We start from the raw sequence: 22,257 nt of genomic DNA on the forward strand, positions 1-22,257 counted from the left end.
TTTCACTAAAAATCATCAATTTAGTCACAAATGAGCATCATCGCCATCTAGTATTAAAACTTTCCTGCGCACAATGTTAGGATGTCAGTATTGTTGACTGTTTATCGGGATTATCATGACTTCCACGCCTCCAATTCGTATTGCCACTCGGCAAAGCCCACTCGCTTTATGGCAAGCGCATTTTGTCAAAGATGCCTTGCAAGCCGCTCATCCACATTTAGAGGTAGAACTGGTGACCATGGTCACTCGTGGTGATGTGCTATTGGATACGCCTCTGGCCAAAGTCGGCGGAAAAGGCCTGTTTGTGAAAGAATTGGAAGTCGCGATGCTGGAAGGACGCGCTGATTTAGCCGTCCATTCGATGAAAGATGTGCCGGTGGATTTTCCTGACGGATTGGGGTTAGTCACGATTTGTCAACGTGAAGATCCTCGTGATGCTTTTGTCTCTAATCACTACCATTCACTGGCAGATCTACCTCATGGTGCGACTGTTGGGACTTGCAGCCTCCGCCGTCAATGTCAAATTAAGGAAGCGCGTCCTGATATTATCATTAAAGAATTACGGGGCAATGTAGGGACACGCCTAGCAAAATTAGACGCTGGGGAGTTTGATGCGATTGTCCTTGCCGCCGCAGGATTAAAACGTTTGGAGCTGGAACAACGTATCGCCAGTTTTATTTCCCCAGAACAATCGCTCCCAGCAGTCGGTCAAGGCGCTGTCGGTATCGAGTGTCGCCTCGATGACCAACGTCTCCTCACATTACTCGAACCCTTAAATCATGCCGACACCTATGATCGCGTGATCTGCGAACGTGCAATGAACCTGACCTTACAAGGTGGCTGCCAAGTGCCTATCGGTAGTTACACCGAGTTAGACGGTGATCAGATCTGGTTACGTGCTTTGGTTGGCGAGCCAGATGGCTCACGGATCATCCGTGGTGAGATTCGTGGCCCACGCCAACAAGCTGAACGCCTTGGTGTTGAATTAGCTCAGCAACTGCTTGACCAAGGTGCGCGTGATATCCTCAATAAACTCTATGCTGACCACGAGTAAACCATGGCAATATTGGTCACCCGCCCAGATCAACAAGGCAAAGCACTGTGCCAATTACTCCAGCAGCATGGGCACCAAGCGCTACATCATCCGTTAATCCGTATCGAAGCCGGAACGGACTTAGCTTTGCTGAGCTCAGAACTGGTTGACTATGAGGTGATTGTTGTCGCCAGCCAACACGCGGTCAGTTGGGTTGAACGCACGCTCCAAGCCGAGCACCTCTCGTGGCCTACTGCAGCTATTTATGTTGCCATTGGTCAAAAAACCGCACAGGTTTTAAGCAAAGCCTGTCAACAACTCGTACACTACCCCGAGATCAGTGATAGTGAACATCTTTTGGCGTTGCCAGCGCTACAATCGGTAGCCGGAAAACGCGTGGTGATCTGGCGTGGTAATGGCGGGCGAGAGTTAATTTACCAAACACTGCACCAACGAGGCGCTAACGTTGATTACCGTGAAATGTACCAGCGACACCCCTTACCTTTTGACGGTGCAATGGCTTTAACACGTTGGCAAGCAGCCAATGTCGATACCTTAATCATTACCAGCGGTGAGCAGCTGGCGTTTTTTTGTTCACAACTGCCTCCTGAAGCTCATGCTTGGACAAGGAAATTACGCTTATTGGTCCCTAGTCAACGTATCGCTGAACAAGCACGAGAATTAGGATTTCAACATATTGTGATAACAGGAAGTGCGGCAAACCGCGATTTAGTGGCGGCTGTTTAGCCTTAACACAGGATTTAGCCATGACAGATAATAACCAACCCTCTCCACAAAAACCGGAACAGACTTCATCTCAATCTGGCGATCCGGTCGATACAAGCAGCAAAGCAAAAAAGACTGAGCGTAAGGCAGAATCAACGAGCCGCTCAAATCCGCCGCAAACTGTCAATCCGCCAACGAGCCCATCCGTTAATCGCCCAACGAACGGTGGTAGTACACTGGCCACGATTGCGATTGTATTAACCGTACTGTTTGGTGGCGGTATCACTTTGCATATGCAACAGCAACGCGCCGACTATCAGGCGCAAATGCATGCGCTACGTGCAGAACTCAATCAAGCTCGCAACACCATCAATACTCAGCTTAGCGAAGCGAAAGAACAAGCGATTGGCGCAACTCGTGATATCGCGACTCAAGCTGAAACGTTACTTAACCAGCAAAAACAGAGTGTCGATAGTTTGCATCTCGCACTTGCCGAAATTCAAGGTCGACGTCCCAATGATTGGCTATTGGCAGAAGCCGACTACTTAGTTAAATTGGCTGGACGCAAGCTGTATTTAGAGCGCGATATTGAAACGGCAACCCAGTTAGTCCAAGAAGCCGATTTACGTGTTGCTGAACTCAATGACCCAAGCTTAACCTCACTGCGTCGAGCGCTAAGTTACGATATTGCTCAATTACAAGCCATGCCGATCATCGATAGAGACGGCTTAGTGCTGCGCCTGATGAGCCTACAACAGCGTATCGACCGACTACCGCTCGCCAATGCACTATTGCCAGAGGAAGCTCAACCTAGCCAACCAACCGTTTCAGAAGATATTGCTGATTGGAAAACCAATCTCCGTACCTCTTTACAAGCTTTTGCCGATAACTTTATTACCTTTCGCGTAAGAGATGGACAAGCGATACCGCTGTTATCACCACAGCAACATCTTTACCTTCGTGAAAACCTTAAAGCAAAATTAGATACTGCAATTAAAGCCGTCTATAGCGAACAGCAAGACATTTACACGCTCTCCCTTAACATGGCCCTAGAGTGGTCAAGGGATTACTTCAATCGATACGATCAACAGGTCAAAGCGTTTAACCTTAGTCTTGAGCAACTGGCAGAGCAACACATTCAGCTTGATACGCCTCAGCTCACGGCTCAACAGCCACTCTCAGATGTGATCCGTGAACGGTTACGTCGCTCTGTAGCACCAATAATGACGGAGGGACAACAATGATTCGTTTACTCTTTTTACTGGTTGTCCTCGGCCTTGGCTTATTTGTAGGTACCCAATACGCAGGCCAACAAGGTTATGTCTTAATTTCCATCGCTAATACCAGCATCGAAATGAGCGTCACCACGCTGATCATTGTGATGGTCGCCTTACTGGCTGGACTATTTTTTCTTGAATATCTGATAAAAAAAATCCTTCGAGCCAGTAGCAGCACATGGAACTGGTTTACCATTCGTAAGCATCGTCGCTCTCGCCGTTACACCGACGAAGGCATGATTAAGCTGCTTGAAGGGGATTGGAAACAAGCCGAGAAAAAAGTCACTCGCTGGGCGAATCATCATGATATGCCGCTACTCTGTTATTTGGCCGCGGCGGCGGCCGCTCATGCACAAGGCGAACAGCGTAAACGAGACGACTATTTGGCGTTAGCGGCCAAGCAGCCGAATGCCACTCTTGCGGTTGAATTAACTCGAGCCAAACAGTTATTAAGTGACCAAGCATGGCAAGCGGCTGTTGATATTCTGACTCGATTAGAACAGGCTTACCCTAATAACCTTTTAGTCTTAAAGCGCTTAAAGCAAGCCTATCTCGCCCTAGAGCAGTGGCAACCGCTACTGGCGTTGATTCCCAAACTCACTAAAAACCAATTAATCACTCCATCACAGGCTGATGCACTGACCTTACAAGCTCAACAAGCAATGCTCAGCGTTGTAGCAACACAAGGAGGCAGCGAAGGGTTATTGGCCTACTGGCAATCTCTCCCAAAAGCTCTTAAACACGAAACCCGTTTAATGGTTGAAGTGATTGAACAGTTATTACAGCGTCAAGCCGACCTAGCGGCGTTTAAATTACTCAAAGAGTGGCTAAATAAGCAGCCTACGACTGAGTTATATCGTTTTCTGCCTAAGTTAACGCTAAAAGATAAACAGCCGCTCATCGCCTTACTGCAAGACAAGCTACGTCGCGATAAAAATAATGCTGAAGCCCACAGCGCGCTAGGGCAAGTTCTGCTTCACGAGAAACAGTGGGCACAAGCTCAGCAGCACCTTGAACAAGCCCTATCACTTCGAGTAAATATTGAAGATTACGCCTGTTTAGCTCAAGCATTAGAGCAGCAAGATCGCCCACAAGCGGCGCACGATGTCAGTCGTAAAGCTTTATCCCTACTGACTACAGCTTAATCAAAAAAAGCGGTTCCTCTTATCGACGAACCGCTTTCTCTCTATTGTCTTTTTTGAACAAATTAAATAACCCGAGAAAACTGCTGCTGGCGGGCACGCTGACGTAAATACTTGTCAAAACACATGCAAATATTGCGGATCAGTAATCGGCCACGTAAGGTGACACGGATAAAACGGGAATCAACCTCAACCAATTGATCATCAATAAAGGTTTGTAATAACGCGAGATCTTGCTGGAAATAGTCATTAAAACGCAGCTTAAAATGCTGTTCTATTGCCTGTTTATCCAACTGAAAATTACAAATAAGTTGTTTAATGACTTCACGACGCAACAGATCATCACTGTCCAATGATACCCCTTTCCACAGCGCGTGACGCATTTCATCCACTTGCTGATAATAACGCTTCAGCTCTTTCTGATTTTGGGCATACACATCGCCAACCATTGAAATGGCAGAGACACCAAATCCCAGCAAATCACAATCGCCCTGCGTGGTGTAACCTTGAAAATTACGATGTAAAACACCGTTACGTTGCGCCACGGCTAATTCATCATCGGGTAACGCAAAATGGTCCATGCCAATAAACTGATATCCCGCTTCAGTTAAAGTGCTAATGGTATCTTGTAAAATAGCCATCTTTTCTTCTACCGATGGCAAGTCGTCAGATTGGATTTTCCGTTGCGCGGCAAACAACTCGGGCATATGAGCGTAGTTAAACACCGACAAACGGCCTGGGCGCATCTCAATCACTTGCTGTAACGTCGCGTGGAAGCTGGCAACGGTCTGCTTGGGTAAACCGTAAATTAAATCGAGGTTGGTGGAGCGAAAACCCAGTTGCTTAGCGCGTGCCACTAAATCAACAATAAACTGTTCATCTTGTTCACGATTCACAGACTGCTGAACTTGTTTATCAAAATCCTGCACACCAATACTGATGCGATTAAAGCCCTCACTCCGCAGATGATCGAGTACCGACAGCTCAATTTCACGCGGATCGACTTCAATGCTGATCTCCGCTTCCGGCTGAAAATTAAACTCCGCCCGCAATAATGCCATTAATCGACTAATTTGAGCGTTAGTTAAAAACGTCGGCGTACCACCACCAAAATGCAATTGAGTAACAGGACGCGACAATAGTAATGGTGCACGTTGACGAATTTCGTGCTCCAGCACATCTAAGTACTCATCCGCTTTATGCGAGTGACGAGTAATAATTTTATTGCAGCCACAGTAGTAACAAAGCTTGTGACAAAAAGGAATATGGATATATAGAGATAACGGCCGCTGTGGATAACGTGCACAAGCCATATCAAATTCAGCAATAGTGAACGCTTCGTGAAATTCCACCGCAGTTGGATAGGAAGTGTAACGCGGCCCCGAGTAGTTGTACTTGTCTAAAATGGTTTGATCCCAAACAATCTGCTGACTGGGTACGACTGGCGACAACATAGTGACTCTTCCGTTATTGAACGTGGACTGATTATTCTGCCACACGACAAGGCATGGCGTCGGGAAGCAAAAGAAGATTTACCGATAAAATAGTCTAAATTGCTAGCCGGATCACTTCTTATTACTCGTTAAATGATGATGGAAGTGGGACTAGACCATTATCGGCATCTTAGCGACTTTCGAGGTATTAGGCGACGAACGTACCTTATCGAAAGCTTTCGCTAAGAGCCTATAAATAGATTAAACGAATTGAATAGGGATCTGTTGATTCAACGGACGAATACGCTGTTGTAACGCTTTCAGCTCCGCCACAATCGCGTCATTTAGACGAACTTCAGCTTTCTGCCGAGTTAAGTTATGGCGCATTCTCTCTTGTTTTGGCATTGCTTGTCGCGCGTCACCACGAGGCATATCTTTGACAATGTGGTACAGCTCAGCCGTCGCTGGATAGTCACGTTCAAAATCGACCCGTTGTTCACCCTGCACATAATCCATGATGCAGTAGACGCGAATGGCAATTTCGGATAAATCACACTGACCTTGAATACCGGCCAAACAGAGTGTATTCACACTATCAAAAATATTGGCATTGCGTTTTTCTATAGCCAATGTTTGATGTTGCTGCTGTAACTGAGTTTGTTTTTTTACTTGTAATAACAAGTAAACGGCATAGCTTGCCAAACCAAGAATGATCAGTCCACCAACCATCACCAACAAAAGCGTATTCATACCATTGCCCTACTGTTTGTATCCATCCACATCTAGATTTTCAAATTGCGCCAACAACTCATCATCAGATTGCACTTTACGTGTCTTAGACTGAGCCGCTTGCGGGATAGGAAAATCATCGTCAAGCTCCTCATCTTCGTCGGCAGCATCATCAAACAAGCCTAGTTGCTTCATCAATACTTCGATCCGATCCAGTTTCTCGTCGACGTATTTTTGTAAACCAGCCCCTAGATTTTCACCACTATCGATTCTATCGAGCAGGACGTTCAATTGAGCATCATTTTCCAGCATCGCTAACTCTTGCTCAGCATCTAAACGGCGCTGCTGTTTGCTGGCTTTTTTCCCGGTTTCCACGATCAAGGGAATTTTTTTCTTGCTTCCCAAACGTGGATCACGAGCTTGCTCAGTGGAACGTTGACTGTGCTCACCACCATCAGAATGGCGACTACCACTTTTCAGTCCTTTACGTTTTTTTAATTTTTTGCGCTCACGGCTTTCTAAATCAGCCTCACTACGGTTACGTTTACGAGCCACGATCAGTTCACCGTTAAAGCCGGTTTTTGCTTTCTTTGTACGAGACATTACTGGGGTTTCCTCAGTAAAATTACATCATTTCCGATAAATTCAAGTTCGAGCTTATCCCGCTCGGCCAGAAACTGAAAGGTATCACAACTAAAAAAGCTTACATGAGTAAGATCATTTTTATAGTGCCATCCAGCAAACGCATCTACGTCTTTCACTAGCTTGGTCATAATACCAATCCAGCCGCCTGGCTTAACTAAATTCAGCCATTGCTGCCAAATACGGTGAGGATCATGTAAATGTTCAATCACTTCACTGGCAGTTATAAAATCATAGTCTCTTTGTAAGACTTCTTGTTGTGGATAATAAAAGAAGTCATACAACGCGACATCGTGTCCTGCTTCTTCAAGCATGACTGACAAGGTTGGCCCTGGTCCACAGCCAAAATCTAACCCCTGAGATTGAGGAGCGAGCCTCTCCAACATTGGCTGAGAGAGACGAGATAAGAAACGGCGATATCCCAGATCGCTGGGATTGTTGTCGTGCAAATCATAAATGCTTTTCTCACGCTCAGCACTCAGTCGATCAGCAGGAGGTACAAACACCAATCGACAAACCGAACACTCTCTATAAGCGCGATGATTATCGGCAAAGTAAGCGTGGGTTTGAGCGCTGTGGCATAAAGGACAAGTATGCATGGTCGCCTCCTGATTGGGGGATGCGCAACATACCAGAAACTGGCGATAGTGTGGAGTCTCTTTGTTCAAAAACAGAGCAATTCTTGTAAAAAGATCATCAATCCATTGATCGCACAATGAAAAGCCTCACCGCAGCTTATGAGCTATCCGCCATACCCAACATCAAAATCCACTGCATTTACTCTTAGCCCATCGAAGAAGACCATTTCTCTCGATTCAGATAAGCGATTGATATCAAGTACCAAAAATTCACTTACAACGAGGAAATCAATTTCTTCCTATCACACGATTGATAATTATCCAGCTTACCTCTGCACTCATGATACAATCACCGATCTTGTACCGAGTACGATTCTTCGACTAAGTTTTTATAAAAGCAATCAATCGACTACGCAAAGTCGAGATGGAGTTAACATTGAGCGTAAAAATTCACTATCAAAACACGCATTTCATTACCAGTGCGCCAGACATTCGCCATCTTCCCGCCGATGACGGTATCGAAATTGCGTTTGCAGGACGTTCAAATGCGGGTAAATCAAGCGCTCTCAATCGCTTAACCAATCAAAGAAGCTTGGCGAAAACCAGTAAAACCCCCGGACGAACTCAGTTAATTAACTTATTTAAAGTGACTGATGGCTGCCATATCGTTGATTTACCGGGTTATGGTTTTGCACAAGTACCACTAGAAATGAAAAAGAAGTGGCAAAAATCACTGGGTGAATACCTGCAACAACGTTCTAGTCTTAAAGGTTTGGTGGTGTTAATGGATATCCGCCATCCAATGAAAGATCTTGACCAACAATTGGTCTTGTGGGCTGTAGAGTGCGCGATTCCCGTTCAGGTTCTGCTCACTAAAGCCGATAAACTAAAAAGTGGTGCACGTAAAGCTCAGCTCAACAAAATCAGAGAAGAGTCGCTATCGTTCGGTGGTGATGTGAGTGTCGATGTGTATTCATCGCTGAATGGTCTAGGGGTTGATACCTTACGCAGCAAACTCGATAGTTGGTTTATGCCTGAAGTGCTGCGTCGTACTGAGCAACCTTTATCGACCGACGAACCTCCTGTCGCTTAGTGTTACCACAGCCAGTAATAAAAATCCCCACCATCCTGGTGGGGCAACGGGAGAGAAATAGGAAGTAATTATTGTTATAGCGTTAGCATTCCTCAATCCCGCCGAAATTACAAGACACCACACAGCATAAGCTTAACTCACCACCATCGCATAATTTCTGTTATTTCACCTATTAATCAATCAATTAAAATAAAAGTACCGCACATCATTGACTTGGTTTTTTGGTAAAAAGAATCGAAAGTGTGAATGACATTTAATTACAACATTGATCAAAAACTATCGTAAGTTTTCTTTATATTGCCGAACAACTTGGCAGAAATAATCAAAGTGTCTTGGTCATAGCCAGTAAGAATGGGATAGATAACAGGTGGCAAGCGCGCAATAAAAAACGCCCCAGTCAATAATCGACTGGGGCGGCTGAATCAGCCTAATCCAATAACGTGAAACAAAAGGTCTGAAAGATAGAACATCTTACCTCTGTACCCTACGGAATTAAATCTACAGCAACTGATCAGAAATGAAAATAGTTTTTGTAGTTTTTTTTCATTAAAATTTTATTAAAATACATAAACACTTGAAAACCACTTACTTTTTTTCGATTAAAAAAAAGCCAGCGACAAGGCACTGGCTAGAATAATCGCTTGATTTTATGCTAAATCGACATTAATGGGCTTCATCCCAGTTATTTCCGTGACCAGCATCAGCCACTAATGGCACGTTAAGTTGCGCAGCAGATTCCATCAATTCTTGTACTTTACTTTCAATTTCGGATAACGCTGACTCTTGTACCTCAAAAACCAGTTCATCGTGTACTTGCATTAACAACTTCACTCGTCCCTGACCTTCGTTTTCGATCCAATTATCCACCAGTAACATCGCTTTTTTGATGATATCCGCGGCTGTCCCTTGCATTGGAGCGTTGATCGCTGCTCGTTCTGCCGCTTTACGACGCATCGCATTGCGCGATTGAATTTCAGGTAAATGCAAACGGCGACCAAATAAAGTTTCCACGTACCCTTGCTCTGCGGCCATACTGCGCGTCTCTTCCATATAGCGCAGCACTCCTGGATAACGTTCAAAATATTTATCCATGTAATGCTGTGCTTCAGAACGCGGAATACCGAGTTGCTTAGCCAGACCAAAGGCGCTCATGCCATAAATAAGGCCAAAGTTGACCGCTTTAGCGCGGCGACGTTGCTCACTGGTTACCTGATCAATACTCACACCAATGATTTCTGCTGCCGTTGCGGCATGAATATCCTTACCTTGTTGGAAGGCTTCCAGCAACGCAGGATCGGCCGAAAGATGGGCCATGATGCGCAATTCAATTTGTGAGTAGTCGACCGCCATGATTTTCCAGCCCGCTGGAGCAATAAAGGCTTGGCGAATGCGCCGCCCTTCCTGATTACGGATGGGAATATTTTGTAAGTTTGGATCAGTAGAAGACAAACGCCCTGTCGCCGTCACCGCTTGATGATACGAGGTATGTACGCGTCCTGTCGTTGGGTTGATCATCTTTGGTAGTTTATCAGTGTAAGTAGACTTAAGTTTTGCTAACCCTCGATACTCGAGAATCACTGCGGGTAACGGGTAATCTAACGCCAACTCTTGCAACACTTCTTCGTTGGTCGATGGGGTACCTGATGGCGTTTTTTTCACCACTGGTAACTTCATCTGCTCAAACAAAATCGTTTGTAATTGCTTTGGTGAACTTAAATTAAATTCTTGATCAGCCAGCTCATAGGCTTTGCGCTCTAGCTCAACCAAGCGCTGGGCAATTTCTTGAGATTGAATCGCCAGTAATTGATCGTCAATCAATACGCCAGTGCGCTCCATACGTGATAATACTGGAACCAATGGAACTTCAATATCGCGATAAACCGTTAATAATGGCGCATCCGCTTCAAGCAAAGCTTGTAAACGATGGTGCAATCTCAATGTCACATCGGCATCTTCAGCCGCGTATGGCGCAGCTTGTTCAAGATCGATTTGATTGAAAGTCAGCTGATTTTTACCCTTACCGGCCACTTGCTCAAAAGAAATGCAGCTATGCTGTAAAAATCGTAGCGCTAAGCTATCCATATCCTGCTTACCACCGACGCTGTTATAGACATAAGAAGCCAGCATCGTATCATGAGCAATACCACGCATCATTATCCCATAACGCGCCACAATACTGGCGTCGTATTTCAGATTTTGACCAACTTTAGCCAATTGAGGATCTTCTAATAACGGTTTTAGCTGCGCCAGTACCCAATCACGGTCCAGTTGCTGAGGCGCATCAAGATAGTCATGCCCAACGGGCACATACGCCGCTTCGCCTTCTGCTACGGCAAACGAAAGGCCAACCAAATTAGCTACCATATAATCGAGACTGTCTGTCTCGGTATCAAAGGCAAACACTTCGGCTTGTTTGAGCTTAGCTATCCATACCGCAAAACTCTGTTCATCGAGTATGGTTTGATACTGACTGCGATCAATCGTTACCGCTGAGTGCTCACTCACGGCCGTGTGTGCTTGACCAGAAGCAATCTCTCGTTGGGCAATAGGTTCACGCGCTTCAACCACGCCAGTACCGCCGTCTAATAGTTCCGTTAACCAAGACTTAAACGCCATTTTTCCATATAAGGCGATTAAGGCGTCGCAGTCTGGGGACGTTTTTAACAAGGACTGAGGGGTGTAATCCAGTGCCACATCAAGTTTAATTGTCGCTAATTGATAGGATAACCAAGCATTGTCACGATTGTCTTCCAGCTTCTTCGCCATGGTTTTTGAACCACGAAAGCCTAAATCGGCAATTTTATCTAAATTGGCATATAACGCCTCAAGGCCGCCGATCCCCTGCAACAAGGCGGTGGCGGTTTTATCACCAACACCAGGAACGCCGGGAATGTTATCAACTTTATCCCCCATCAAAGCGAGGTAATCGATGATCAATTCTGGCGGAATACCGAATTTTTCAATCACGCCTTCACGATCCATCACGACGTTAGTCATGGTGTTAATCAGAGTGACATGATCGTTGACTAATTGGGCCATATCTTTATCCCCAGTACTGATCAGCACTGGCATTCCCGCTTGTGATGCTTGCGCCGCTAAAGTGCCGATCACATCATCCGCTTCCACGCCTTCAATCGAAATCAGCGGTAACCCCATAGCACGAATAATCTGATGTAGAGGCTCAATTTGACACCTGAGATCATCCGGCATAGGAGGACGATTGGCTTTATACTGCTCATACATGTCGTCACGAAAGGTTTTACCCTTCGCATCGAAAATGACCGCCATGCGCTCAGAAGCAAACTGGCGCATCATGGCACGCAGCATATTGACAACCCCATACACCGCATTGGTCGGGATCTCACCATTGGTCATGGTGCCTGGATAAGCGTGAAAAGCGCGGTACAAATAAGAGGAGCCATCGATCAAAATAAGGGGATTATCAGGGATACGAGCCATAGTTTTACTATCCGATCAGAAACAATAAGCGCCTAGGATGCCATGACTGCTGCTTGGTTTCCATGCTGATCAAGCTGACTCTCTCTCGAAGCGTACACCGTTATCGCTTCTGACACCCACCCATCTGTGGATAAGTCTGTTTATAGATTTTATCCACAAGTGATAAGAACCGCTTTCATCATCATAAATTAAATTATAATTAATTGATATTTAAAAGAATTAATCAAGATCGATAAAGATAACAATGATCCTTTTACGATCATCAATTGTGGAAAAAATACTTGCTGCCCTTTTGCTCGGGCTGAGATCTTACTCGAAATTTGCTGATGATAATTGCAGCAATCTCATCCTAACTCGCTAACCCAATGACGTAACATCGATAGATATAGCTATACACACGCCAAATTCAATGCATAAAAAAAGCGACACCCGAAGATGTCGCCTAGCCGTATGCTGGTGAAGCTAATGGTAAAATCAACTCCCCAAAAAGCTAAATATTACACTGGAAGCAATGTGAGCAATGTCGTGTCAAAAAGAATTGGTGTTGCCCAATAACTTCTGCTTATTGATTAGCAATAGAGAAAGCTAAAATCATAAGTAGGTCGGTTGTTGAGCTCGACTTATCCCCTAAGACAAGGTTAATAATAATCGTTCTCATCTTAATGTCAACAGTCAAATGAGAAAAAATCTCATTTATTGATCTAGGCCACTTTTATTTTATGGTTATTCCTGACGTAAATGTTGCGCCGCTTGAGCTTGCTCTTCGGCTAACCATTCGGCAACTTGTTTCGCAAAATAGGTCAAAATGCCATCCGCGCCAGCACGTTTAAAACATAATAGTGACTCCATAACGGTTTCACGCTCTTTTAGCCACCCATTTAAAATCGCCGCTTTATGCATCGCATATTCACCAGAGACTTGATAAGCAAAAGTGGGCACTTGTAATTCACTTTTTACTCGGCGTACGACATCAAGATAAGGCATCCCTGGCTTCACCATCACCATATCCGCCCCTTCATTAATATCCATCGCGACTTCATGCAACGCTTCATCGCTGTTGGCTGGATCCATCTGATAGTTTTTCTTATTGCCCCCTTTTAGGTTGCTTGCCGAGCCGACGGCATCGCGAAATGGTCCATAGTAACAAGACGCGTATTTAGCAGAGTAAGCCATAATCTGAGTATGAATATGCCCAGCCTCTTCAAGTGCTTGACGAATTTTACCAATTCGTCCATCCATCATATCGGAAGGAGCAACGACATCCGCGCCCGCTTGAGCATGAGACAAAGCCTGCTTAATCAACACTTCTGTCGTTTCTTCGTTGAGCACATAGCCACTTTCATCAATGATCCCATCTTGACCATGAGTAGTGAAAGGATCCAAAGCCACGTCAGTAATCACACCCATTTGCGGAACGTGCTCTTTGAGTAATTTGACCGCCCGTTGTACTAATCCATCTGGATTGTAGGCTTCTGCAGCATCGAGGCTTTTGGCGTCTGGAGTCACAACAGGAAATAGAGCAATCGCTGGAACACCTAATTTCGCCAGATATTGTGCTTCTTCTAACATCAAATCGATAGATAAACGCTCAACATCAGGCATCGACTCTACCGCTTCACGGCGATCTTTGCCCATCAAGATAAACATTGGATAGATTAAATCATTGACTGAAATACGGTGCTCAGCCACTAAACGGCGACTAAAATCATGTTTACGTAAACGGCGTAAGCGACGGCCAGGGAACTGACCTTGGATTGATACAGACACTCGACTCTCCTTATTTGTCGAACCGCACAGTCATCATAGGATCACCTGCGGACGTGATTGGAACGTGTAGTCGTGAAATCATATCACTCTGATAACTTGGCGCTAGGATCAATCCTAGAAAAGGCGAAAAATGATCTGCATGATACACTCGCGTATACTGCTCATTGCTCCGATATCATTCCACAGACGATAACTCGAAAGCGACTACAGTAACTAACCATAAAGAGATCATGATGATTGACACCCATGCCCATGTTTACGCCAGTGAATTTGATCACGACCGCGACCAAGTCATACAACGTGCCATTGAACAAGGTATTGAGCGCATTTTATTACCCAATATCGATCTCGACTCTATCGCTCCTATGCTTGCTACCGAAGCGGCTTATCCTGATTTATGTCGATCAATGATGGGGCTGCACCCCTGCTATGTAAACGCCGATGTTAAACAAACGTTAGAGCGAATAGAGCACTGGTTTAGCCAACGCGATTTTATTGCCGTGGGTGAAATTGGCATTGATTTGTACTGGGACAAAACCTACCAAGCCGAACAAGAGATGGCATTCATTACCCAACTTAACTGGGCGAAAAGTCTTAACTTACCGGTAGTGATTCATACTCGTGACTCGATTGATCAAACGTTAGCTTTGCTCAAACAAGAGCAAAATGGTCAATTGAGCGGTGTTTTCCACTGTTTTGGCGGAACGGTTGAGCAAGCCAAAGCCATTAATGACCTTGGTTTCCATTTAGGGTTAGGGGGAGTTTCAACGTTTAAAAATGGCGGAATGGATAAAGTGATTCCCGCGCTCGATTTGAACTATCTGGTATTAGAAACCGATTGTCCTTACCTCGCGCCAGTGCCGCATCGCGGTAAGCGTAATGAACCCGCCTACACCCGATTGGTCGCAGAACGTATTGCTGAATTACGCAGCCTAAGTACACAGGCAGTGGACCAACTCACCACAGCTAATGCCAAAGCCTTATTTAAATTATAATCAGAATGCCTAAGGGAGCCTACGCTCCCGATTACTCTTGCGCCTCGCGAGGCTCTCGCTGACCATAAAAACGCGCAAAAAACAGTCCAATTTCAAATAACAAGCACATCGGAACCGCTAATAACGTTTGAGAAATAATATCCGGTGGCGTGAGTAACATACCGATCACAAACGCGGCAACCACAATGTATGGCCGCTTCTCACCTAATGCTTTCGGAGTTGTCGCGCCAGCCCAACATAACAAAATGATCGCCACGGGAACCTCAAAAGCAATGCCAAAGGCTAAAAAAAGCGACAACACAAAGTCTAAATAGCTGGCGATGTCGGTAGCAAATTGTACACCGCCCAGCGAAATTGCGGTAAAAAAGCCAAATACCAATGGAAAAACGACGAAATAAGCAAAGGCCACACCACAGTAAAACAGTAAAGAACTCGAGACCAATAGTGGAAAAATCAATCGACGTTCATGTTTATACAAACCGGGAGCGACGAACGCCCAGACTTGATACAAAATATAGGGCACCGACAAAAATACAGCGACAATTAACGTCAGTTTCAGCGGCGTAAAAAATGGCGAAGCAACATCGGTAGCAATCATCGTCGCGCCAGCAGGCAAACGCTCAACCAAAGGCCGTGAAACAAATTCGTAAATTGTATTTGAGAAATAAATCAAACCAATAAAAACCACAATCACCGCCGCAATACTGCGTAATAAACGGTCACGTAATTCAAGTAAATGAGCGATGAGCGGTTGGGTTTGTTCAACGGATGACATAACAACCTCGGTTAGCATGAAGTATAAATGATCAGCATCAGCATGGCTGTTCAATCACTGAAAGAGACCGCTTTGGGGTGGCGCCATACTGCACCAACAGCATCGCAGTCTCGGTAAAACCAAGCGGTTCGACTTAATCTGATGGCGGTTTGCTGAGTGTTTTTTCCGATACGGATGAGTTTGATGTTGGTTCTTCTGGTTTTAACGCTGCGCCTGCTTGTTCAGTGAGATTCTCAGCATTAGCACCATAAGAACGCTGCACATCCTGAGCTGCTTTTTTTAACGTATCGACCGACTCTTGCAGTTCTGGTGATAGATTTTTCATCCCCATTTGCTCAGCCTTACGTAATTGCTCTTGCAGTTCTTGTACTTTTAGCTCTTGGGTTAACTCTTCTTTAACGCTGTTGGCCATCCCTTTTGCGGTAGCAACAAACTTAGCCACACTGCGTATGGCATGGGGTAAGCGCTCAGGCCCCAGCACAACCAGTGCGACCACCGAGATCAATACCAGCTCCCAAAAACCGATATCAAACACGGCTTATACCTTCTCTTGGTCTTTTTTAGCGTCTGCCGTGCTTTCTGTTTTCTGTTGCTGCAGATTTTTCTGCTCAAAATCGGCGTCTTTTTTCGCTGGCTCTTCATCTTCAGCCATCGCCTTCTTGAACCCTTTGACTGCACTGCCTAAATCACTGCCTATACCACGTAATTTCTTGGTGCCAAATAATAAAACGACGATGACCGCAATAATAAGCAGTTGCCAAATACTGATACCACCCATTTTTTTCTACCTCGGGTTATGTGTTACACAATGATGAATTCTTCAGTGAATCCAAGTTATCGACGATACGCTCGCCAGCTTAACCACCAGCTGATTGCCCCCGCTATCACCGACCCCAACGCTAATGAAGGATAGTCGGTTAACAATAAAGCAGAGCATACGACTAAAGTGGCGCCAACACCAAATAAAAACTGCCCAGTTGACTGCTGGCGCTTCGAAGCGCAGTAGCCTTGATAAAATTGCTCCATGCGAAGATTGAGGTTTTTCCCCTGTTTTAAGCTGTCATAGAGGAGTTCAGGCAATTCTGGGAGCTTCTCCGCCCAAAATGGTGCTTTCTCTTTCACCGCATTAATCACCGCCTGAGGGCCGACTTGATTGCGCATCCATTTTTCTAAAAAAGGCTTTGCGGTTTGCCATAAATCCAATTGCGGATAAAGCTGACGACCTAATCCCTCAACGTATAATAACGTTTTTTGTAGTAAGACCAGCTGAGGCTGCACTTCCATTTCAAACCGTCTAGCGGTATTAAACAAATTCAATAACACGTGACCAAACGAGATTTCACACAGCGGCTTAGCAAAAATTGGTTCACAAACAATGCGAATCGCCACTTCGAATTCATCGATATTGGTATCGTAAGGTACCCATCCGGAGTCAACGTGTAACTGCGCCACTTTTCGGTAATCACGGTTAAAAAACGCCAAAAAATTTTCAGCTAAGTAGCGCTTATCTTCAGCATTTAAAGTGCCAACAATACCGCAATCGAGCCCTATCCATTGCGGATTCTCTGGATGTTCAGGATTAACAAACACATTGCCAGGATGCATGTCAGCATGGAAAAAACTATCACGAAACACTTGGGTAAAAAATACCGTCACGCCACGTTCCGCTAACAGCTTCATATTGGTCCCGTTGGCTTTTAATCCCGCCAAATCTGACACTTGAATACCGTAAATGCGTTCAGAAACCATCACGGTTTTATTACTAAAATCGGTAATCACTTCTGGGACGTACAGCTCTTCGCTATTTTCAAAATTACGACGCAGTTGAATGGCATTGGCGGCTTCTCGACGTAAATCAAGTTCATCCAATAAGGTTTTTTCATACTCACGCACGACTTCAACTGGTTTTAAACGACGAGCTTCTGGCGTTACTTTGGCAATAATACGCGCTAGGCGGTACATCAGTTTTAGATCTGCATCAATAACGGGACGGATATCAGGGCGGATCACTTTCAGTACAATGTCGCGACCATTAGATTTCAGTTTCGCAGTATGGACTTGGGCGATTGAAGCCGACGCTAAGGGCTGGATATCAAACTCATCAAACCATGTCTCTAATGGACCACCAAGAGCTTGCTCAATGTGTTGTTTGGCTAAGAGGCCATCAAACGGAGCAACTTTATCTTGCAGCAGTGCCAATTGATCGGCGATATGAGGCGGGAATAAATCTCGTCGAGTCGACATCATCTGACCAAATTTAATCCACACTGGCCCCAGCTCTTGTAGTGCAAGACGTAGCCGTTCACCCAGTGGTTTATCCACGTGCTGATTACGGATCCAAAACAACATTTTACGGGCGAATAATGGAGCTTGGCTTAATTGGTGCTGTGGAATAAGCTCATCTAAGCCATATTCAAGCTGAACTTTGATGATGCGATATAAACGCTTAACTTCTGCAGGAGTCATACTCTTCCCAATAACTGATGCAATTTGGCTTCTAAACGAGCGGCATGGCTTTTGACTTCATCCACTTGATCACAAAAGTCGGCGATTTCGAGTGGCGGAGGAGCAATACGCCACTCTTCAGTAAGGACTTGGGCTACATAATGCTGTTGTTTGACAAAGTGAGCCGTCAATTGTTGATGCACATCCTTAATACCTTGTACAACGGTGTGAGCGACCACATCACCTGTGATGCGTGACAACCACTCTTCAAGATCGGGCTTACTCTCGGTCAATAATTGCGCAAATTTCTGTGCTAACTGAATATCCCCTTGTAACACCAGTTTATCTTGTTTGATTAACTGCGTGATGTTGGCCTGCTCACGCAGCTCCGGCAAAATTGTCAATGATAGCGACAAGTAGCAATCGGGCTGCGCTTCATAAGCACCAAGCACATCAATTTGTTGACTGAACACAAAGGTAAAGGTTTGATCGAGCTCTTTAATATGCAGCTGAATCACTTGCCCTTTTAAACGAGTCAGTCGACGGTGCAATTGGGGATCATCCTCAATTAATTTATTGAGCGTCGTTTCCATCACCGCAGTGATCAAAGATTGCAACGGCATAAGGCCCCTTAGAATTTGTAACCACGATGCAACGCCACAATACCACCAGTAAGGTTATAGTAAGTGGTTTGCTCAAAGCCCGCATTCTCCATCATGCCTTTTAACGTCTCTTGATCAGGATGCATGCGAATTGACTCCGCTAAATAACGATAACTTTCTGCGTCATTTGCAATCAATTGGCCCATTTTAGGCAGGATATGAAACGAGTAGGCATCGTATATTTTGGAGAGCGGGTCAAGGACAGGTTTAGAAAACTCGAGCACAAGTAAACGGCCACCAGGCTTTAACACTCGATACATCGAGCGTAACGCTTGGTCTTTATCGGTCACATTGCGTAAACAAAAACTGATGGTGATGCAGTCAAAGTAGTTATCAGGAAACGGCAATTCTTCCGCATTCGCTTGCACATAATGCACGTTACCGACAATGCCTCGATCACGCAGCTTATCACGGCCCACATTGAGCATTGAATTATTAATATCAGCCAAAATGACATGGCCTTTGTCACCGACAATGCGCGAAAACTTGGCCGTTAAATCGCCCGTACCACCACCTAGGTCTAAAATTTTCTGTCCTGGGCGCGCACCCGCACAATCAATGGTAAAACGCTTCCATAAACGATGAATACCTCCAGACATCATGTCATTCATGATGTCGTATTTGGCAGCAACAGAATGGAATACTTGCGCCACTTTGGTGACTTTTTCGTCTTTAGCGACGGTAGTGAAACCGAAATGAGTGGTTTCTTGATTGTCTATTGTTGTATTGGTTTGCACGCTGATATCCGTCATTATTGTTCCTCTTGGGCAGTCCTACACCTAAACTGCAACTGCGGGCGATTAGTTTACTTTATCCTCAGCGGGATGTCTTTCTAGTAAAGGCGCAAAATCAGGATCCGATTCACGCTGTGCTTGTTCAACCAATTCGCTCGCTATCGAACGTTTAATTTCCACCCCAAGCTGCTTAAAACTTTCCGCCTGACGTATCGCATTCCCACGCCCTGTGGCCAGTTTATTCATCGCCGACTGATAGTTCTGGTTGGCGCGATCCAGTGCACCGCCTAGACCTTGCATATCTTCTACGAATAAACGCAGCTTATCGTACAATTTACTGGCTCGTTCTGCGATTTCCTGCGCATTTTGATTTTGGCGCTCGTAACGCCATAAATTATCAATCGTACGCAAAGCAACTAATAAGGTGGTTGGACTGACTAAGATAATATTTTTCTCAAGGGCATCTTTGACTAGGCTTGGATCGGCTTGAATCGCCACCTGAAAGGCCGGTTCGACCGGAATGAACATCAGCACATAATCTAAACTGTGTAGCCCTTTCAACTGGTGATAATCTTTTTGACTCAAGCCTTTCAGGTGATTACGTAGCGCCGCTAAGTGATCATGCAAAGCGCGATCGCGTTCACTATCAGTCTCGGCATTAAAATAACGCTCATAGGCTACTAGCGCCATTTTGGAGTCGATCACCACTTGTTTGTCGTGTGGTAAATGGACGATCACATCCGGTTGATAGCGTTTACCCGCGGCATTTTGTAAGCTGACTTGGGTGTGATATTCATGCCCTTCGCGCAAACCGGACTCGGCCAATACCCGAGCAAGCACCACTTCGCCCCAATTACCTTGCTGCTTATTGTCCCCTTTTAACGCTTGGGTGAGGTTGAGCGCTTCTTTGGCCATTTGCTCATTCAATTGCTGCAAGTTACGCAGCTCATGGACCAAGGTATGCCGCTCTTTCGCTTCTTGGTTAAAACTGTCATTGACCTGTTTTTTAAACCCTTCGAGCTGCTCTTTCAGTGGGTTAAGCAAACCAGCTAAACTTTGTTGGTTTTGCGCATCGACTTTCGCGGTTTTGTGTTCAAAAACCTGATTGGCAAGCTGCTCAAATTGCTGCTTTAACCGCTCTTCAGCACGCTCAAGTAATTGCAGCTTATCTTGGCTAGCGGCGAGTTGCTGTTCATGTCGGGCTTGCTGCTCATGAAGCTGCACTTCCAATTGCGTTTTGAGATCGCGCATCTGGTTTAATTGCTCAGCATAAGCCAAGCGCTCTTGCTTGACCGCTTCAAAATGACGTAATTTTTCCATTACCGCCATCATCTTGCCGTGGGCTTGTTTTAACTCAAATTCCGCTTTATCTCGCTGCTGATCGAGCTCATCTAACTCTTGCTGAGCTTGCTGTAACGACTGCTCTAGCTGCGTTTTTTGTTGTTGATGCCAACGGGCTTCACTCGCCAATTGCTGCTCTAGTAGTTGCAGTGAGAACTGCATTTTCTGCTTTACCCACCAGCCAGTGGTAATCGCGGCAACGCCAGCAGCAGAGAGCGCAGCCAGCCAAGTCGTCGCATGTTCCATGATCCATTGCATATCAAGCACTTCATCAATTATCACTTTAATTAAAAATGGTATGGCGATACTGGATAAATGTCCAGTTTACTGACTGGTTTTTCCACCGTAGATTAGCTCTTTGCACAAAGTAACCACACAATGACGTGTCACAACAGCGAGAAGCTAATCTAGGTCGCTGATCATCAACAGGGAGTATAAGCATGAATGAGCGCCGAGCCCTTGGACTGGCATTATCCGCCGTATTACTTTGGTCAACGGTGGCGACTGCGTTCAAGCTCACTTTAGCTGAGCTGACCCCAATTCAAATGCTGACTATGGCGAGCATCGTCTCGGCGTGCGCCTTGGCGGTCATTTGTGGACTACAAGGTAAACTGGCACAGCTTATCCCGACCTTTATCGCCAATCCGTTTTACTATTGCTTGCTCGGTTTGATTAATCCGCTCGCCTATTACTTATTGCTCTTTAAAGCCTACGCTTTACTGCCCGCTTCTCAGGCACAAGCGATTAACTACAGTTGGGCGATTACACTCACGTTAATGGCGGCGCTATTTCTGGGCCAAAAAATCCGCAAACAAGATTGGCTCGCCTGCGCTGCAAGTTATTTTGGTGTACTGGTGATTGCCACTCAAGGCAACTTACTGGAATTACAATTTGAAAGCCCACTGGGCGTCACTCTGGCTTTATGCTCAACGTTATTATGGGCAGGATATTGGATTTTAAATACTAAGAATCAAGCGGATCCGGTGGTTGGCCTACTGCTCGGCTTTCTGGTTGCCATTCCCTGCGCGATCGGCTTAAGCCTTTATGAGGGAGCATCATGGCTGACGATTTCATGGCAAGGCTGGCTGGCGGTGAGCTATGTTGGCTTATTTGAGATGGGAATTACCTTTGTGCTCTGGCTAAGCGCTTTGAAAAGCACTCAAAATACCGCGCGGATCAGTAACCTTATTTTTGCCTCGCCATTTATCTCTTTGATTTTATTAGCGACTATTATCGGTGAGCGCATTCATCCCACCACCATTATCGGTTTAGTGTTTATTATTAGCGGGTTAGTGATCCAGCAAATGAAATTCTCAGCCCGCACTAAACCAACGAAAGCACGGCCATAAAACCCACCAGCGCAGCGGGTCAGGTATTACTGTTCAGGAACAATAAAGTTTGTACACTAATCAAAGCTTGGAATAAT

The 22,257-nt window shown here is 45.3% G+C and carries 21 protein-coding genes; 7 read left to right on the plus strand and 14 right to left on the minus strand.

Annotated features, from left to right (window positions below; genetic code table 11):
* Positions 1–115: 115 nt before the first annotated feature.
* The 4 genes from hemC to BSR11_RS09545 are packed head-to-tail and all read left to right on the plus strand — an operon-like array spanning position 116 to position 4,181.
* Positions 116–1,054, plus strand: coding sequence for a hydroxymethylbilane synthase (gene hemC, locus BSR11_RS09530; RefSeq protein ID WP_072670181.1), 939 nt, complete (start codon positions 116–118; stop codon positions 1,052–1,054).
* 3 nt (positions 1,055–1,057) lie between these two features.
* Complete coding sequence (locus BSR11_RS09535; RefSeq protein ID WP_072670182.1) at positions 1,058–1,780, plus strand: uroporphyrinogen-III synthase; 723 nt, start codon at positions 1,058–1,060, stop codon at positions 1,778–1,780.
* A 20-nt stretch (positions 1,781–1,800) separates the two neighbouring features.
* Complete coding sequence (locus BSR11_RS09540; protein ID WP_072670183.1) at positions 1,801–3,003, plus strand: uroporphyrinogen-III C-methyltransferase; 1,203 nt, start codon at positions 1,801–1,803, stop codon at positions 3,001–3,003.
* A complete protein-coding gene (locus tag BSR11_RS09545) occupies positions 3,000–4,181 on the plus strand; it encodes a heme biosynthesis HemY N-terminal domain-containing protein (RefSeq protein WP_072670184.1) in 1,182 nt (393 codons plus the stop codon). Before BSR11_RS09540 ends, BSR11_RS09545 begins: the two co-directional genes overlap by 4 nt.
* A 62-nt stretch (positions 4,182–4,243) precedes the next feature.
* On the opposite strand, the gene hemN is transcribed toward BSR11_RS09545, so the two are convergent.
* The 4 genes from hemN to BSR11_RS09565 form a co-directional block, all read right to left on the minus strand.
* The gene (gene hemN, locus BSR11_RS09550; protein ID WP_072670185.1) at positions 4,244–5,632 is read right to left on the minus strand and encodes an oxygen-independent coproporphyrinogen III oxidase; all 1,389 of its coding nucleotides are present in this window, start codon (positions 5,630–5,632) and stop codon (positions 4,244–4,246) included.
* Positions 5,633–5,872: 240 nt separating this feature from the next.
* The gene (locus BSR11_RS09555; protein WP_072670186.1) at positions 5,873–6,361 is read right to left on the minus strand and encodes a DUF2489 domain-containing protein; all 489 of its coding nucleotides are present in this window, start codon (positions 6,359–6,361) and stop codon (positions 5,873–5,875) included.
* A 9-nt stretch (positions 6,362–6,370) separates the two neighbouring features.
* A complete protein-coding gene (yihI, locus tag BSR11_RS09560) occupies positions 6,371–6,943 on the minus strand; it encodes a Der GTPase-activating protein YihI (protein ID WP_072670187.1) in 573 nt (190 codons plus the stop codon).
* Positions 6,943–7,581 carry a class I SAM-dependent methyltransferase gene (locus tag BSR11_RS09565; protein ID WP_072670188.1) on the minus strand — a complete coding sequence of 213 codons (639 nt, stop codon included), beginning with the start codon at positions 7,579–7,581 and terminating at the stop codon, positions 6,943–6,945. Before BSR11_RS09565 ends, yihI begins: the two co-directional genes overlap by 1 nt.
* 415 nt (positions 7,582–7,996) lie before the next feature.
* On the opposite strand from BSR11_RS09565, the gene yihA reads away from it, so the two are divergent.
* Complete coding sequence (gene yihA / locus BSR11_RS09570) at positions 7,997–8,653, plus strand: ribosome biogenesis GTP-binding protein YihA/YsxC (protein ID WP_072670189.1); 657 nt, start codon at positions 7,997–7,999, stop codon at positions 8,651–8,653.
* 422 nt (positions 8,654–9,075) lie between these two features.
* Here yihA and spfP read toward each other — a convergent pair whose 3' ends face one another.
* The 3 genes from spfP to hemB form a co-directional block, all read right to left on the minus strand.
* Positions 9,076–9,123, minus strand: a complete 48-nt coding sequence (gene spfP / locus BSR11_RS17650; RefSeq protein WP_438356636.1) for a small protein SpfP — start codon at positions 9,121–9,123, stop codon at positions 9,076–9,078.
* 193 nt (positions 9,124–9,316) lie between these two features.
* Positions 9,317–12,112, minus strand: a complete 2,796-nt coding sequence (gene polA, locus BSR11_RS09575) for a DNA polymerase I (RefSeq protein ID WP_072670190.1) — start codon at positions 12,110–12,112, stop codon at positions 9,317–9,319.
* A gap of 723 nt (positions 12,113–12,835) precedes the next feature.
* A complete protein-coding gene (gene hemB / locus BSR11_RS09580; RefSeq protein WP_072670191.1) occupies positions 12,836–13,879 on the minus strand; it encodes a porphobilinogen synthase in 1,044 nt (347 codons plus the stop codon).
* A 233-nt stretch (positions 13,880–14,112) separates the two neighbouring features.
* Between hemB and BSR11_RS09585 the strand changes: the two genes are divergently transcribed.
* Positions 14,113–14,874: a TatD family hydrolase gene (locus BSR11_RS09585; protein ID WP_072670192.1), complete on the plus strand. Its 762-nt coding sequence runs from the start codon at positions 14,113–14,115 to the stop codon at positions 14,872–14,874.
* A 31-nt stretch (positions 14,875–14,905) separates the two neighbouring features.
* Here the strand turns inward: BSR11_RS09585 and tatC are convergent, their stop codons facing one another.
* The 7 genes from tatC to rmuC all read right to left on the minus strand — a co-directional run bounded on the left by tatC (position 14,906) and on the right by rmuC (position 21,089).
* Complete coding sequence (tatC, locus tag BSR11_RS09590; protein WP_072670193.1) at positions 14,906–15,649, minus strand: twin-arginine translocase subunit TatC; 744 nt, start codon at positions 15,647–15,649, stop codon at positions 14,906–14,908.
* A 133-nt stretch (positions 15,650–15,782) separates the two neighbouring features.
* Positions 15,783–16,184, minus strand: coding sequence for a Sec-independent protein translocase protein TatB (tatB, locus tag BSR11_RS09595; RefSeq protein WP_072670194.1), 402 nt, complete (start codon positions 16,182–16,184; stop codon positions 15,783–15,785).
* Between the two features lie 3 nt (positions 16,185–16,187).
* The gene (tatA, locus tag BSR11_RS09600) at positions 16,188–16,427 is read right to left on the minus strand and encodes a Sec-independent protein translocase subunit TatA (RefSeq protein ID WP_072670195.1); all 240 of its coding nucleotides are present in this window, start codon (positions 16,425–16,427) and stop codon (positions 16,188–16,190) included.
* A gap of 56 nt (positions 16,428–16,483) precedes the next feature.
* Positions 16,484–18,115, minus strand: coding sequence for a ubiquinone biosynthesis regulatory protein kinase UbiB (gene ubiB, locus BSR11_RS09605; protein WP_072670196.1), 1,632 nt, complete (start codon positions 18,113–18,115; stop codon positions 16,484–16,486).
* Positions 18,112–18,717 carry a ubiquinone biosynthesis accessory factor UbiJ gene (locus BSR11_RS09610; RefSeq protein ID WP_072670197.1) on the minus strand — a complete coding sequence of 202 codons (606 nt, stop codon included), beginning with the start codon at positions 18,715–18,717 and terminating at the stop codon, positions 18,112–18,114. The genes ubiB and BSR11_RS09610 overlap by 4 nt, the downstream gene beginning before the upstream one ends.
* 8 nt (positions 18,718–18,725) lie before the next feature.
* Positions 18,726–19,508 (minus strand): bifunctional demethylmenaquinone methyltransferase/2-methoxy-6-polyprenyl-1,4-benzoquinol methylase UbiE, encoded by a 783-nt coding sequence (ubiE, locus tag BSR11_RS09615; RefSeq protein ID WP_072670198.1) that lies wholly within the window; start codon positions 19,506–19,508, stop codon positions 18,726–18,728.
* A gap of 48 nt (positions 19,509–19,556) precedes the next feature.
* Entirely contained in the window at positions 19,557–21,089 is a 1,533-nt protein-coding gene (gene rmuC, locus BSR11_RS09620) for a DNA recombination protein RmuC (RefSeq protein WP_072670199.1), read from the minus strand.
* A 182-nt stretch (positions 21,090–21,271) separates the two neighbouring features.
* Between rmuC and BSR11_RS09625 the strand changes: the two genes are divergently transcribed.
* Positions 21,272–22,180, plus strand: a complete 909-nt coding sequence (locus tag BSR11_RS09625) for a DMT family transporter (RefSeq protein ID WP_072670200.1) — start codon at positions 21,272–21,274, stop codon at positions 22,178–22,180.
* Positions 22,181–22,257 lie beyond the last annotated feature (77 nt).

The sequence above is a fragment of the Vibrio injensis genome (genome assembly GCF_001895205.1).
Taxonomy (GTDB): Bacteria; Pseudomonadota; Gammaproteobacteria; order Enterobacterales; family Vibrionaceae; genus Vibrio; species Vibrio injensis.

Coding starts and splice junctions, on each gene's coding strand:
- hemC (WP_072670181.1), top strand. CDS start 116: ATGACTTCCACGCCTCCAATTCGTATTGCCACTCGGCAAAGCCCACTC.
- BSR11_RS09535 (WP_072670182.1), top strand. CDS start 1,058: ATGGCAATATTGGTCACCCGCCCAGATCAACAAGGCAAAGCACTGTGC.
- BSR11_RS09540 (WP_072670183.1), top strand. CDS start 1,801: ATGACAGATAATAACCAACCCTCTCCACAAAAACCGGAACAGACTTCA.
- BSR11_RS09545 (WP_072670184.1), top strand. CDS start 3,000: ATGATTCGTTTACTCTTTTTACTGGTTGTCCTCGGCCTTGGCTTATTT.
- hemN (WP_072670185.1), bottom strand. CDS start 5,632: ATGTTGTCGCCAGTCGTACCCAGTCAGCAGATTGTTTGGGATCAAACC.
- BSR11_RS09555 (WP_072670186.1), bottom strand. CDS start 6,361: ATGAATACGCTTTTGTTGGTGATGGTTGGTGGACTGATCATTCTTGGT.
- yihI (WP_072670187.1), bottom strand. CDS start 6,943: ATGTCTCGTACAAAGAAAGCAAAAACCGGCTTTAACGGTGAACTGATC.
- BSR11_RS09565 (WP_072670188.1), bottom strand. CDS start 7,581: ATGCATACTTGTCCTTTATGCCACAGCGCTCAAACCCACGCTTACTTT.
- polA (WP_072670190.1), bottom strand. CDS start 12,112: ATGGCTCGTATCCCTGATAATCCCCTTATTTTGATCGATGGCTCCTCT.
- BSR11_RS09585 (WP_072670192.1), top strand. CDS start 14,113: ATGATTGACACCCATGCCCATGTTTACGCCAGTGAATTTGATCACGAC.
- tatC (WP_072670193.1), bottom strand. CDS start 15,649: ATGTCATCCGTTGAACAAACCCAACCGCTCATCGCTCATTTACTTGAA.
- tatA (WP_072670195.1), bottom strand. CDS start 16,427: ATGGGTGGTATCAGTATTTGGCAACTGCTTATTATTGCGGTCATCGTC.
- ubiB (WP_072670196.1), bottom strand. CDS start 18,115: ATGACTCCTGCAGAAGTTAAGCGTTTATATCGCATCATCAAAGTTCAG.
- BSR11_RS09610 (WP_072670197.1), bottom strand. CDS start 18,717: ATGCCGTTGCAATCTTTGATCACTGCGGTGATGGAAACGACGCTCAAT.
- ubiE (WP_072670198.1), bottom strand. CDS start 19,508: ATGACGGATATCAGCGTGCAAACCAATACAACAATAGACAATCAAGAA.
- rmuC (WP_072670199.1), bottom strand. CDS start 21,089: ATGCAATGGATCATGGAACATGCGACGACTTGGCTGGCTGCGCTCTCT.
- BSR11_RS09625 (WP_072670200.1), top strand. CDS start 21,272: ATGAATGAGCGCCGAGCCCTTGGACTGGCATTATCCGCCGTATTACTT.